Origin of the sequence: Streptomyces xanthophaeus (assembly GCF_000725805.1) — a bacterium.
Lineage (GTDB): Bacteria > Actinomycetota > Actinomycetes > Streptomycetales > Streptomycetaceae > Streptomyces > Streptomyces xanthophaeus.
Genome location: NZ_KL647134.1, coordinates 13,710 through 26,369 on the forward strand (window position 1 = coordinate 13,710; position 12,660 = coordinate 26,369).

At 71.4% G+C, this 12,660-nt stretch carries 9 protein-coding genes; 5 read left to right on the forward strand and 4 right to left on the reverse strand.

The window, feature by feature from the left end; all coding sequences use genetic code 11:
• Positions 1 to 76: 76 nt before the first annotated feature.
• A complete protein-coding gene (locus tag IO30_RS0134635) occupies positions 77 to 736 on the forward strand; it encodes a superoxide dismutase (protein ID WP_031149774.1) in 660 nt (219 codons plus the stop codon).
• Positions 737 to 871: 135 nt separating this feature from the next.
• On the opposite strand, the gene IO30_RS0134640 is transcribed toward IO30_RS0134635, so the two are convergent.
• Positions 872 to 1,519 (reverse strand): mycothiol-dependent nitroreductase Rv2466c family protein, encoded by a 648-nt coding sequence (locus IO30_RS0134640; protein ID WP_031149776.1) that lies wholly within the window; start codon positions 1,517 to 1,519, stop codon positions 872 to 874.
• A 137-nt stretch (positions 1,520 to 1,656) separates the two neighbouring features.
• On the opposite strand from IO30_RS0134640, the gene pepN reads away from it, so the two are divergent.
• Both pepN and IO30_RS0134650 read left to right on the forward strand, forming a co-directional pair.
• Positions 1,657 to 4,215 carry an aminopeptidase N gene (pepN, locus tag IO30_RS0134645; RefSeq protein ID WP_031149777.1) on the forward strand — a complete coding sequence of 853 codons (2,559 nt, stop codon included), beginning with the start codon at positions 1,657 to 1,659 and terminating at the stop codon, positions 4,213 to 4,215.
• 230 nt (positions 4,216 to 4,445) lie between these two features.
• Positions 4,446 to 5,405, forward strand: a complete 960-nt coding sequence (locus tag IO30_RS0134650) for a hypothetical protein (RefSeq protein WP_031149779.1) — start codon at positions 4,446 to 4,448, stop codon at positions 5,403 to 5,405.
• Here the strand turns inward: IO30_RS0134650 and IO30_RS0134655 are convergent.
• Together IO30_RS0134655 and IO30_RS0134660 are read right to left on the reverse strand one after the other, a co-directional pair.
• Positions 5,381 to 6,307, reverse strand: a complete 927-nt coding sequence (locus IO30_RS0134655) for a pyridoxamine 5'-phosphate oxidase family protein (RefSeq protein WP_031149781.1) — start codon at positions 6,305 to 6,307, stop codon at positions 5,381 to 5,383. The genes IO30_RS0134650 and IO30_RS0134655 overlap by 25 nt on opposite strands.
• On the reverse strand, positions 6,307 to 6,765 hold the full coding sequence (locus IO30_RS0134660; RefSeq protein WP_031149783.1) for a VOC family protein: 459 nt from the start codon (positions 6,763 to 6,765) through the stop codon (positions 6,307 to 6,309). Before IO30_RS0134660 ends, IO30_RS0134655 begins: the two co-directional genes overlap by 1 nt.
• A gap of 127 nt (positions 6,766 to 6,892) precedes the next feature.
• On the opposite strand from IO30_RS0134660, the gene IO30_RS0134665 reads away from it, so the two are divergent.
• Both IO30_RS0134665 and IO30_RS0134670 read left to right on the forward strand, forming a co-directional pair.
• Positions 6,893 to 7,453: a CGNR zinc finger domain-containing protein gene (locus tag IO30_RS0134665; RefSeq protein WP_031149784.1), complete on the forward strand. Its 561-nt coding sequence runs from the start codon at positions 6,893 to 6,895 to the stop codon at positions 7,451 to 7,453.
• Positions 7,454 to 7,727: 274 nt separating this feature from the next.
• The gene (locus tag IO30_RS0134670; RefSeq protein WP_031149786.1) at positions 7,728 to 11,051 is read left to right on the forward strand and encodes a S8 family serine peptidase; all 3,324 of its coding nucleotides are present in this window, start codon (positions 7,728 to 7,730) and stop codon (positions 11,049 to 11,051) included.
• Between the two features lie 84 nt (positions 11,052 to 11,135).
• Here IO30_RS0134670 and IO30_RS0134675 read toward each other — a convergent pair whose 3' ends face one another.
• Complete coding sequence (locus IO30_RS0134675) at positions 11,136 to 12,626, reverse strand: M28 family metallopeptidase (RefSeq protein ID WP_051859775.1); 1,491 nt, start codon at positions 12,624 to 12,626, stop codon at positions 11,136 to 11,138.
• Positions 12,627 to 12,660: the final 34 nt, after the last annotated feature.

The window sequence follows — 12,660 nt, forward strand, 5'->3', positions numbered from 1 at the left end:
GAATAGCTACTGCTAGCGTGCAGTTGCGCATTGATTGCAATAAGCAGTTGGCACGCCGAGGGGACCGGACACACGCATGGCCATCTACACGCTTCCTGAGCTTCCTTACGACTACGCGGCGCTCGAGCCGGTGATCAACCCGCAGATCATCGAACTGCACCACGACAAGCACCACGCGGCCTACGTCACGGGCGCCAACAACACGCTGGAGCAGCTGGAGGAGGCGCGCGACAAGGAGAACTGGGGCGCGCTGAACGGCCTGGAGAAGAACCTCGCGTTCCACCTCTCCGGCCACATCCTCCACAGCATCTACTGGCACAACATGGCCAGCCCGAAGACCGGTGACGGCGGCGGCATCCCGGACGAGAAGGACGGCCTGGGCGACCTCCCGGCCGCGATCACCGAGTCCTTCGGCTCCTTCGCCGCCTTCAAGAAGCAGCTGACCTTCGCGGCCTCCGCCACGCAGGGCTCCGGCTGGGGCGTGCTCGCGTACGAGCCCATCAGCGGCCGTCTGATCGTCGAGCAGGTCTACGACCACCAGGGCAACGTGGGCCAGGCCTCCGTGCCGGTCCTGGTCTTCGACGCCTGGGAGCACGCCTTCTACCTGCAGTACAAGAACCAGAAGGTGGACTTCATCGAGGCGATGTGGAATGTCGTCAACTGGCAGGACGTGGCCAAGCGCTACGCCGACGCCAAGGCGAACACCCCGCTGCTGATCCCCGCGAACAAGGCCTGATCAGCACCCCGAACCCGTCCGCCTCGTGATCGTCTTCTCAACCTTCACCAGCGGGCGTGTCCACCAGAAGGCCCCCGGGAGGACATGACTCCCGGGGGCCTTCTGCGTCCTGCCGGACCGGCCGGCGCTCGCGGGCTACTCGAAGGACGGGCCCTTGGTGCGGGTGCGCTTGATCTCGTAGAACCCCGGGGTGGCGGCCACGAGCAGGGTGCCGTCCCACAGCCGGGCCGCGGCCTCGCCGCGCGGGGTGGGGGTGACCACGGGGCCGAAGAAGGCCACGTCGTCGCCGTCGGCGCCGGGCACGGAGATGACCGGGGTGCCAACCTCCTGGCCGACGCGGTCTATGCCGTTGTTGTGGGAGGCGCGCAGGACCTCGTCGTACTCGTCGGAGTCGGCGTACGCGAGCAGCTCGGCCGGCAGGCCGACCTCGTCCAGAGCGGCGGCGATGACCTCGCGCGTCGGGCCCTGGCCCTCGTTGTGGATCTTCGTGCCGAGAGCGGTGTAGAGCTTGCCGGTGATCTCGTCGCCGTGCTTCTGCTGGGCCGCCACGACCACGCGTACGGGGGCCCAGCCCTTGGGGCCGAGCAGCTCGCGGTAGGTCTCGGGCAGTTCGTCGAGCTTGTTCTCGTTGAGTACGGCCAGGCTCATCACGTGCCAGCGGACCTCGACGTCGCGGACCTTCTCGACCTCGACCATCCAGCGGGAGGTCATCCAGGCCCAGGGGCAGAGCGGGTCGAACCAGAAGTCGACGGGGGTCTTCTCGCGCACCTGGGTGTCGCTCATGTCTCTCCTCAGTACTCGTGCCGGAAACAAGGGCCTGACTGCATCCCGTTCCCCGTCGCCAACCAGAGCCGGGTCGCACACATTCCCCCCGTGGGAGGATTCGTCCGAAGAACACGATCACGCACGAAGGAGTGCACGTGCCCGGAGAGAATCTGTCCCGCGACGAGGCCCGCACGAGGGCCGAGCTGCTGTCCGTCGACGGGTACGAGGTGGTCCTCGACCTGAGGTCCGCCGTGGACGAGGCCGAACCGGCCGAGGGTCCCAGGACCTTCCGCTCGGTGACGACCATCCGCTTCCGGGCCACGACCCCCGGTTCCGCCACCTTCGCGGACCTGATCGCCCCGTCGGTGAACTCCGTGACCCTCAACGGGCGCGTGCTGGACCCGGCCGAGGTCTTCGACGGCGCCCGCGTCGCCCTGGACGGCCTGGCCGCCGAGAACGTCCTGGTGGTGGACGCGAACTGCGCGTACAGCCGGACCGGCGAGGGCATGCACCGCTTCGTGGACCCGGAGGACGGCGAGGTCTACCTCTACACCCAGTACGAGCCGGCGGACGCCCGGCGGGTCTACGCGAACTTCGAGCAGCCCGACCTCAAGGCGCCCTACCGCTTCGAGGTGAACGCGCCCGAGGACTGGCACGTGTGGAGCAACGGCGCGCAGGAGTCGCAGGAGGGCGGTGTCCGGCGCTTCGCCGAGACCGAGCCGATCTCGACCTACATCACCTGCGTCGTGGCGGGGCCCTACCACTACGTGACCGACTCCTACACGCGCGGGGACCTGACGATCCCGCTGGGCGCGATGTGCCGCAAGGGTCTCGCGAAGCACTTCGACGCGGACGACGTCTTCCTGGTCACCAAGCAGGGCTTCGACCTCTTCCACGAGATCTTCGACTACCCGTACCCCTTCGGCAAGTACGACCAGGCCTTCGTGCCGGAGTACAACCTGGGTGCGATGGAGAACCCGGGGATGGTGACCTTCCGCGAGGAGTACATCTTCCGCGGGAAGGTCACGCAGGCCTCGTACGAGCGGCGCGCGAACGTCATCCTGCACGAGATGGCGCACATGTGGTTCGGCGACCTGGTCACCATGAAGTGGTGGGACGACCTGTGGCTGAAGGAGTCCTTCGCCGACTTCATGGGGTCCTTCGGGCTGGTCGAGGCCACCCGCTTCGACCAGGCGTGGGTGACCTTCGCCAACAACCGCAAGGCCTGGGCCTACCGCGCCGACCAGCTGCCGTCCACCCACCCCATCACGGCCGACATCCGTGACCTGGAGGACGCGAAGCTGAACTTCGACGGGATCACGTACGCCAAGGGCGCCTCGGTGCTCAAGCAGCTGGTCGCCTACGTGGGCCGGGAGGCCTTCCTGGAGGGCGCGCGGCGCTACTTCAAGGCCCACGCGTACGGGAACACGACGCTGGACGACCTGCTGTCGGTGCTCGGCGAGGTCTCCGGCCGGGACATGGCCGAATGGTCGCGGGCCTGGCTCCAGACGGCGGGCGTGAACGTGCTGACGCCGCAGGTCACCTATGACGCGGGCGGCCGGGTGACCGAGCTGGCCGTGCTCCAGGAGGGCGACGAGCTGCGCCCGCACCGGGTCGCGGTCGGCCTGTACCGGCTGGAGACCGACGGCACCCTGCTCCGCTACGCGCGGGCCGGGGCCGACGTGGCGGGCGCCCGGACCGTGATCGGGGAGCTGGCGGGGCAGGACCGGCCCGACCTGATCCTGGTCAACGACGAGGACCTGACCTACTGCAAGATGCGGTTCGACGAGGGCTCGCTCGCCACGCTGCGGGCGCACCTGGGCGACCTGACGGACCCGCTCGCCCGGGCCCTGAGCTGGTCGGCGCTGTGGAACCTGACGCGGGACGGGCTGATGCCCGCGCGCGACTTCCTCTCGCTGCTGCTGGCGCACGCGGGCCGGGAGACGGACGTCGGCGTCCTGCAGATGCTGCACGCCCAGGCGCAGACGGCCGTGACCCGCTACTCGGCGCCGGACGCGCGCGAGCAGGGCGGCCGGGAGCTGGCGGCGGGCGCCCTGCACGAGCTGCGGCTGGCGGCGCCCGGTTCGGAGCACCAGCTGACGTGGGCCCGCTTCTTCGCCGCGTGCGCGGCGACCGAGGGCGACTTCCAGCTGCTGCTGGGTCTGCTGGAGGGATCCGCGCGGATCGACGGACTGGAGGTGGACCAGGAGCTGCGCTGGGACTTCCTGCTGCCGCTGGCCGCCCACGGGGCGGTGGACGAGGACGCGCTGCACGCCGAACTGGCGCGCGACGACACGGCTTCGGGCAAGCGGCACCAGGTGCGCTGCCTGGCGGCGCGGCCCTCGGCGGCGGTCAAGGACCAGGCCTGGGCGGCGGTGGTCGAATCCGACAGCCTGTCGAACGCGCTGGTGGAGGCGACGATCGCGGGCATGCAGCAGTCCTCGCAGCGGGCCCTGCTGGCACCGTACCGGGACCGCTACTTCGAGGTGATCGAGCGGATCTGGGCGGAGCGGTCGATCCAGATCGGGATGGACGTGGTGCGGGGGCTGTACCCGGCGTTCCAGGACGACCGGTCCACCGTGGCGGCGACCGACGCGTGGCTGGCCGCCCGGGCGGACGCGGCGCCGGCCCTGCGCCGCCTGGTCCTGGAGTCCCGCGACGACCTGGCGCGCGCGCTGCGCGCCCAGGACTGCGACCGGGCGGCCTCGGCCTGACGCGGCACGGCCCCGGCGGGGCCCGGCCCACGCTCCCCCGGCCCGCGCCGGGGGTCCGGGCCGGGCCCCGCGGCCGTATGCCCCAAGGGGTGTCCGGCGCTGTTCGACGGGGCGTTCGGGGCAGCCTATCGGCAGTCGAACGCCCGTACTTTAGCCCCAGCTTGTCCGGGTTTGTCGACGGGCGTGTAACAGGGGTTAGCAAGGCCATGGCCTGAGGGAATCACCGCGTCATGAACCACAACGCACCCCTCCCCCTCGCCCACCTCACCGGTAGCCGCCCCCGCGTGCTGACCCTGGCCCAGCTGCGCGAGCACGGCGTGACCGCCTCCGACGCCGCCGAGCGGCCCTGGCAGCAGATCCTGCCCGGGGTGTTCCTGCTCCACTCCGGGCCCGCGACCAGCGAGGAGCGGCTGCACGCGGCGCTGCTGTACGCGGGGCGCCGCGGGGGCGAGGCCATGATCACGGGGCTGGCGGCCCTCGCGCTGTACCGGTTCGCCTCCGCGCCCGCGCTGCTCGCCCTCCCGCAGATCGACGTCCTGGTCCCCGGCACCCGGCGGCTGCGGTCCGCGGGCGGCGTACGGATCGTCCGCTCGCACACCCCGCCCCGGTCCCAGGAGGTGACCGGGCTGCCGGTGGCGCCGGTGGCGCGGGCCGTGGCCGACGCCGTCGGGCAGCTCTCGGACGCCGGCACGGTCCGCCGCCTGCTCAGCGAGGCCGTGCGCGGCGGGCACTGCGAACCGGCTGCCGTGGTGCGGGAGCTGACGGTGGCCCGGCTGCTGAACCGGCCGCACGTGGTCGACGCCGTGGAGTCCCTCCTCGCGGAGGGCCGGGCCATGGCCGAGGACCGGCTGTACCACCTCGTACGGGGCTACGAACTCCCCGAGCCCGTCTGGAACGTGGACCTGCGGCTGCCCGGCGGCCCGCACCTCGGCGGGGTGGACGCCTACTGGCCCGAGCAGGCCGTCGCCGTGGAGATCGACACCCGGGCCCCGCGGCAGGGCGAGGACGAGCAGTGGTCGGAGTCGGTCCGCAAGCGGGAGACCCTGGAGCGGCTCGGGGTCACCGTCATCCACATCACCCCGCGCAAGCTCCGCGACTGGCCCGAGCAGCAGGCCGCGGTCGTACGGACCGCCCTGACGGCCTCCGGCGACCGCGAACCCGCCGCCTACCTGGTGGTGCTGCCCCGGTGAGGCAGCGGCCGGGGCACCGGCTGCGGCAGCGCAGGATTCGCCGGCGAGTACTGCGGCGTGCTCCACAGCAGCCGCCCCGGATGCAGGCTCTCGACGGCCGATTCCACCTGGAAGCGGACTGTACGGCTCCCGTCGGCCCCGAACTCGGTGCGGGCCCGGCCGCTGAGCTGGAGCACCGCCCCGCTCTCCCAGTCGGGGAAGAGCAGCCCGGCCCTGGGGTCGGCCGTCAGGTTCCCCAAGGTCAGGAACATGGCGTTGCCCGGGTAGTCCGGCCAGGCCAGCTCCACCGGCGACAGCACCTGCACGAAGCCCGGCAGGCCGCCGCGGTGACTTGCGTCGGCCCCGCCCCCGTCCTGCGCGGTGGCGACGAAGAAGGTGTCGGCGGCGGCGACCGCCCGCTGAGCGCCGGCGCTCAGCCCGGCGCCGCGCCGCACCACACCGTCGCCCTCGGCGACGAGCCGGAGCGGGCTGCGCTTCTGCAGGTACTTGGGGCAGTTGGCGAAGACCTGCTCGGCCCGGACCGCGAAGCCCCGCCCGGTCACCTCCAGGGTCCCGTTCAGCCGCATCCGGCGCCGGGTCCTCGGGTCGAGCGCGATGGTCCCCACCCGGGTCCCGGCCGTGGCCAGCGCCCCGGCGAGCGGGTCGCCCGCCGGTAGACCGCCCGTGACCGTGATCCGGTCCGGCCCGGTGGCCCGTACGAAGCCGGGAGCGCCGGTGAGCAGCGAGGCCCACATCCGGCCCTGCGCGTCGGCGGCGCCGACGACCAGGTGGGGCTGGAGGCCGAGGAAGGCCGCGGCGACGTCCTTGATCCCCGTGCCGATCGAGCGGCCCACGTGCTCCGCGAGATCGCGCACGCCGAGCTGCTCCTGCACGGCGAGCGAGCCCCAGTGGTAGCCGGACATCAGAAGAACCCGCAGGTCGGCACGGACGCGGTGGGTACGGGTGCCCCTTCGGCGCCGGCCGGGACCGAGATCTCCAGGCGGATGCCGTCGGGGTCGTGGAAGAAGATGCCGCCGGAGGCCGCGCCCTCGCCGTGGGCGACGACGCCCTCGTAGGCGAAGTCGACGCCGAGGCCGCGCAGCCGCGCCTCGTACTCCCGCACCTCCTCGATCGCGCCGGCCGAGAACGCCAGGTGGTGCAGTCCGGCCGTGGCCGGGTCGTACCCCTCGCCGGCCTGCTGCCAGAGGGTGAGCAGGAGCTCGCCGTCCTGGCCGAGGAAGGCGAAGCGGCGCCCCTCCTCCTTGCCTTCGCCGAGGACGGTGAAGCCGAGGGCGTCGCGGTAGAACGCGAGCGAGCGGTCCAGGTCGGTGACGCCCAGACCGACGTGTCCGGTGCGCAGGCTGCCGATGGGAGTGGTCATGGAGATCCCTTCCTCGTGGCCGTTCCCGGCCGGGATGACTAACCTTCTATTTCGAGATTAGAGGTTAGAGGTGAGGGCGTCAACCGCTCACGTACTCTTGAGGGGTTAGCGACACGAGGAGACGGACATGACGGCGGCGGACCCACGACCCCTGACCGGGGAGCCGGTGGCGCTCGACCTGCTCAACACGCGCTGGGTGGTGGACGGCGAGCCGCTCGACCTCTTCGCGGGCGCCGCCGGACTGACCCGGGTCGAGGGGGTCGCCGTCTGGCTGGAGTCCACCGGACTGTCGGGGCGTTTCCGCGCTGACGCCCCGACCCTGATCCACCTGCTGACCGCCCGCGAGTCGCTGGCCCGCGCCGTCGCCGACCCGGCCGACCCGACGGCCCGCTCCCTGGTGGACGCCGTCCTGGAGCACGGCCGCATCCGCGCCACCCTGACCGCCGAGGGGCCGGGCGAGCGCGCCGAGTTCGCCGACCCGGCCTGGGGGCCCGCCTGGACGGCGGCGCGCAACTACCTCGACCTGCTGGGCTCCGCGCCCGACCGGATCCGCAAGTGCGCCTCGGAGAGCTGCGTCCTGCGGTTCTACGACGTCTCGCGCAACGGCACCCGGCGCTGGTGCTCGATGGCCGCCTGCGGAAACCGGGCGAAGGCCTCCCGTCATTACGCGCGCACGCGCGAGCGCTGAACGGTCAGAATCTGTCACACCCACCCCGGGGCGCAGCCGCGCCCCGGGGTCGACGCGTAGCCGTTAAGTCGACAAAGCAACTCGGAAGTCCCTGAGATTCGCCCTGGTCTGCCCCGGTAGGGCGGCGCTGGCGGTTCCACTGCACTGGCGAGAGTCCGCCATGACAGGTCTCGGTCAATGACAACTCTCCCCAAAGAGCTGCCCCTTGCGCAAAGCTGACCGGTCATCCGGCACCGAAATCCGGACCGTTTCTTTCACTTATCCAGGGATGCTGATGACCCTCGAATCCCCCAGCTCCATACCCGGGGCCAGACGCGTCGCGCGCGTCGCGGCAGCGGCCGGTCTGGTCGCCGCCCTCGCGGCCGCCGGCGCCGTGCCCGCCTTCGCCGCTACCGGCGCCGACGCACCGGGCACCAACCCGGCCGTCAAGTCGGCGGACCAGAAGCTCGGTTCGGCCGACGCCGAGCTGCTCCAGGAGGCCAAGGCCAAGGGTGACGCGAACGTCACCGTCATGGTCGCGACCGCCCCGGGCCAGACCAAGCAGGTCGCCGAGCAGCTCGACGCGGTCCAGGGCGCCTCGGTGGGCCGGACGTACGACAACCTCGGTTACGTCCGCGCCACCCTGCCCACGGCGCAGGCGGAGGCCGCACTGAAGGCGGCCGCCAAGCTGTCCTCCGTGCACGGCATCGACCTGCGGCACGAGATCCAGCTGCCGGACCCGCGCCCCGACGCGGACCGCGAGACCGGCACGGTCAAGAAGACCGCCGCCGAGACCTACGCGGCGCCGGACAAGAACACCCCGGCGAAGAACCCCTACAACCCGTCCTTCGAGACCGGTGCGGTCGACTTCGTCGAGGACAACCCGCAGGCCGACGGCCGCGGCGTGACCATCGGCATCATGGACTCGGGCGTCGACCTCGGCCACCCGGCCCTGCAGACGACCACCACCGGCGAGCGCAAGATCGTCGACTGGGTCACGGCGACCGACCCGATCACGGACAACGACGCCACCTGGCGCGCGCAGATCACCCCGGTCACCCCCTCCGGCGGCACCTTCACCGCGGGCGGCCAGAGCTGGAAGGCCCCCGAAGGCAGCTTCCAGTGGAGCCGCTTCAGCGAGTCGATCACCGCCACCGGTGACGCGGCGGGCGACGTCAACCGGGACGGGGACACCACCGACCGGTTCGGCCTGCTCTACGACGCCGCTGCGGGCACCGTCCGCGTCGACACCGACCAGGACGGCGACTTCACGAACAACGAGCCGATGAAGCCGTACAAGGACGGCTACCAGATCGGCTACTTCGGCACGGACAACCCGGCGACCGAGGTCGCCGAGCGCATCCCGTTCGTGATCGAGATCCGCAAGGACGTCCCGATGGACCCGCTGGGCGGTGACTGGGTCGGCAAGAAGGCCGACTTCGTCAACGTCGGCATCATCGAGTCCGAGCACGGTACGCACGTCGCCGGCATCACCGCCGCCAACAGCCTCTTCGGCGGCAAGATGAACGGCGAGGCGCCCGGCGCCAAGCTCGTCTCCTCGCGCGCCTGCTCCTGGGGCGGCGGCTGCACCAACATCGCGCTGACCGAGGGCATGATCGACCTCGTCGTCAACCGCGGGGTGGACATCGTCAACATGTCGATCGGCGGCCTCCCGGCGCTGAACGACGGCAACAACGCGCGCTCCGAGCTCTACAAGAACCTCATCGACACCTACGGCGTCCAGCTGGTCATCTCGGCCGGCAACTCGGGCCCGGGCGTCAACACCATCGGCGACCCCTCCCTCGCCGACAAGGTCATCTCCGTGGGCGCCGCGGTCTCCAAGGAGACCTGGGCCGCCAACTACGGCTCCGGCGTGGCGAAGAAGTACAACATGTTCCCCTTCTCCTCGCGCGGTCCGCGTGAGGACGGCGGGTTCACGCCGACCATCACCGCTCCCGGTGCCTCCATCAACACCATCCAGACCTGGCTGCCGGGCGCTCCGGTGGCCGAGGCGGGCTACACCCTGCCCGCCGGTTACGGCATGCTCCAGGGCACCTCGATGTCCTCGCCGCAGGCGGCGGGCGCCAGCGCCCTGCTGATCTCGGCCGCCAAGCAGCAGAACATCAAGCTCACCCCGGCCTCCCTGCGCGTGGCGCTCACCAGCTCCGCGAAGAAGATCGCCGACGTCCCGGCGCACGCCCAGGGCTCCGGCCTGATCGACGTCCCCGGCGCGTGGGAGTCCATCCAGCGCGACGCCAAGGCGAACGAGTTCACGGTCAAGGCGCCGGTCGACACCGCGATCGACCAGTTCCTGAAGACCCCCGGCTTCGGCACCGGCCTGTACGACCGCGAGGGCGGCCTCAAGGTCGGCCAGAAGAAGGTCTACAACGTCGTCGTCACCCGCACCACGGGCGTCAAGTACGGCACCCGGCACAACCTGAGCTGGCGCAACGACGACGGCACCTTCAAGGTCATCGGCGGCTACGACTACGTGACCCTGCCGCTGAACAAGCCCGTCACCATCAAGGTCGAGGCCAACGCCAAGTCGGCCGGCGTCCACAGCGGCATCCTGCAGCTGGACGACGAGACCACCGAGGGCATCGACAAGCAGATCCTGACGACCGTGGTCGCCTCGGCCCCGCTGGCCAAGCCCGCGTTCGCCCTGTCGGAGACCTCCTCGGTCCAGCGCAACAGCCACAAGTCGTACTTCGTGACCGTCCCGGCGGGCGCGAAGAGCCTGGAGGTCGCCCTCAGCGGTCTCGGGGCGGACAGCCAGACCCGCTTCATCGCGATCCACCCGTACGGTGTGCCGGTCGACCCGACGTCCACCGTCAACTGCTACCCGAACTACAACAACCCGGCCAACACCTGCCGCCCCGACGTGCGCTCGTACCCCGAGCCGGCGCCGGGCGTCTGGGAGATCGAGGTCGAGTCGCGCCGCACGTCGCCGCTGCTCGACAACCCGTACAAGCTCGACATCTCCCTGCTCGGTGCCGCCTTCGACCCCGCGGTCAAGGTCCTGCCCGAGGTGAAGCAGGGCACCCCGGCCCCGGTCCAGTGGAGCGTCAAGAACGAGGCCGCCTCCATCACCGGTGGCAAGCTCAAGGGCGGTCCGCTCGGCTCCGCGAAGGTCGCCAAGCCGACCATCGCGAACGGTGAGACCCACACCACCGAGGTCGCGGTCGCCGCGGGCACCTCTCGCCTCGACGTCTCGATCGGCAAGGTGTCCGACACCGCCGCCGACCTGGACCTGGAGGTCTACAAGGACGGCGTCAAGGTCGGCTCCGCCGCCGACGGCGACTCCGAGGAGGCCGTGAGCCTGGTGAACCCGGCCGCGGGCACCTACACCGTGAAGGTGATCGGCTACGCGATCCCGTCCGGCTCCACCACGTACGACTACCGCGACGTGTTCTTCTCGGCCGCCCTGGGCTCCGTCCAGGTCGACGAGGCCGCCGCGGTGAACCTCGCCACCGGCGCCACCGCATCGGTCTCGGCGAACGTCCTGGTCACCAGCGCGGCCCCCGAGGGCCGGCAGTTCTTCGGCCAGGTCCAGCTGCTCACCGCCCGCGGCACCGCCGCCGGCACCGGCAGCGTGCAGATCGAGAAGGTCCTGCCGTAACGGCGGCCCGCTGATCGCATGAAGGAGGGGCGGGCGCCTGGTCCGGGCGCCCGCCCCTTCTTCGTGCCCGCTCCCCCTGCGGGACTACTTGCCCAGCGACCTCAGGGACTCGGCGTACGTGCCCACCGCGTGGGCGATCACGTCCAGGTTGGTGTCGAAGGCCTTCAGGTCCAGGTTCTTCAGGTCGTCACCCGCACCGTGGTAGTTCGGGTCGTACGGGGCTCCGGCCGTGCCCCCGTACCGCTTGGCCTGCTCCGCGGTCTTGATGCCCTCGGCGCCGGTGAAGGTGCCGCCGGCCGGGATGCCGTTCGCGATGAACGGGCCATAGTCGGAGCGGCCGTCGAAGTCACTGCCCTCGTGCGGCTTGCGCTTCTTGTCGAGGAAGCCGTTGATGAGCGCCTCGATCTGCGCCGAGCCCGCCGGGCCCGCGCCCGCGCCGGTCTTGTCCGAGTCGTCGCCGTCGTAGACGAACTGCACCGGGTTCGGCGAGGCGATCATGTCGAAGTTCAGGTAGAGAGCGATGTCCTTCTTCTGCTTCTCCGACAGCTGCGCCACGTAGTGCTCGGAGCCCAGCAGGCCCAGCTCCTCCGCCGACCACCAGGCGAAGCGGACCTTGTTGGCGGGCCCCTTCCCCTTCTTGTTGGCGCCCTCGTCCGCGAGCTTCAGCGCGACCTCCAGCAGACCGGCCGAACCGGAGCCGTTGTCGTTGATGCCCGGGCCCTCGGGGACCGAGTCCAGGTGGGCGCCGACCGTCACCACGCGGTCGGCGCGGCCCCCGCGGGTCTCGGCGACCACGTTGCGGGTGGTCTTCTTCACGTGCTCCTGGTCCAGGTCCAGGCGCACCGTGACCTCGCCCTGCGCGGCTGCCGCGGCCAGCGCCTCACCGTCGGCCAGGGTGAGGCCCGCGCTCGGGATGAGGCCCTCGGAGGGCGAGGAGAACCCGCCGCGCACCGGGGTGGTGCCGCTGTGGTTGTAGACGATGACGCCGAGGGCTCCGGCCGCGGCGGCGGCGTTCTGCTTCTCCACGAAGGTGCAGGTGCCGCGCTTGACCAGGGCGATCTTCCCGGTGAAGGCGCCCGCCGGGTAGTCGTCGGCGGTGCAGCCGGGGCTCTCGTCGACCCGGGCCAGGGCCAGCGGCGCGGCCAGGCCGCCCGCCGGGGTGGACTTCGTGAAGGTGAAGGCGGCGGTGGCCAGCTCGCGGCCCGGCGTGCCGGAGCCGCTGAGGACGGTGGTCCGCTCGGTCTTCGTGTGGGCGTCGTAGATGTCGAAGTCCTGGTAGGAGACGTCGTACCCGGCCTTCTTCAGCGTGTCGTGCACGTAGGCGGCGGAGGCGGCGTGCCCGGGCGTGCCCGCGGCGCGGTTGCCGCCGTTGGCGTCGGCGATCTGCTGGAACTTCGCCAGGTGGCGGTAGGCGCCGCGCGCGGTGACCTCCTCCACCAGCTCCTTGGCGAGCTTGCCCTCGCGCGGGTGGGCCGCGGCCGGGGTGGCCGTGAGCAGGACGGGTGCGGCGACGGCGGCGGCCGCGAGGGCGGCGAGGGCCGGTATGGACCGGCGGCGGTGGCGGATGGCGCGCACGGTGGATCTCCCCGATTTCGGATGGGTCGGTCAG

Excerpts from the sequence above, each read along its gene's own strand:
- IO30_RS0134655 (WP_031149781.1), bottom strand. The coding sequence starts at position 6,307 with ATGTCCGGCTACCACTGGGGCTCGCTCGCCGTGCAGGAGCAGCTCGGC.
- IO30_RS0134660 (WP_031149783.1), bottom strand. The coding sequence starts at position 6,765 with ATGACCACTCCCATCGGCAGCCTGCGCACCGGACACGTCGGTCTGGGC.
- IO30_RS0134640 (WP_031149776.1), bottom strand. The coding sequence starts at position 1,519 with ATGAGCGACACCCAGGTGCGCGAGAAGACCCCCGTCGACTTCTGGTTC.
- IO30_RS0134650 (WP_031149779.1), top strand. The coding sequence starts at position 4,446 with ATGAACCACAACGCACCCCTCCCCCTCGCCCACCTCACCGGTAGCCGC.
- IO30_RS0134665 (WP_031149784.1), top strand. The coding sequence starts at position 6,893 with ATGACGGCGGCGGACCCACGACCCCTGACCGGGGAGCCGGTGGCGCTC.
- IO30_RS0134635 (WP_031149774.1), top strand. The coding sequence starts at position 77 with ATGGCCATCTACACGCTTCCTGAGCTTCCTTACGACTACGCGGCGCTC.
- IO30_RS0134670 (WP_031149786.1), top strand. The coding sequence starts at position 7,728 with ATGACCCTCGAATCCCCCAGCTCCATACCCGGGGCCAGACGCGTCGCG.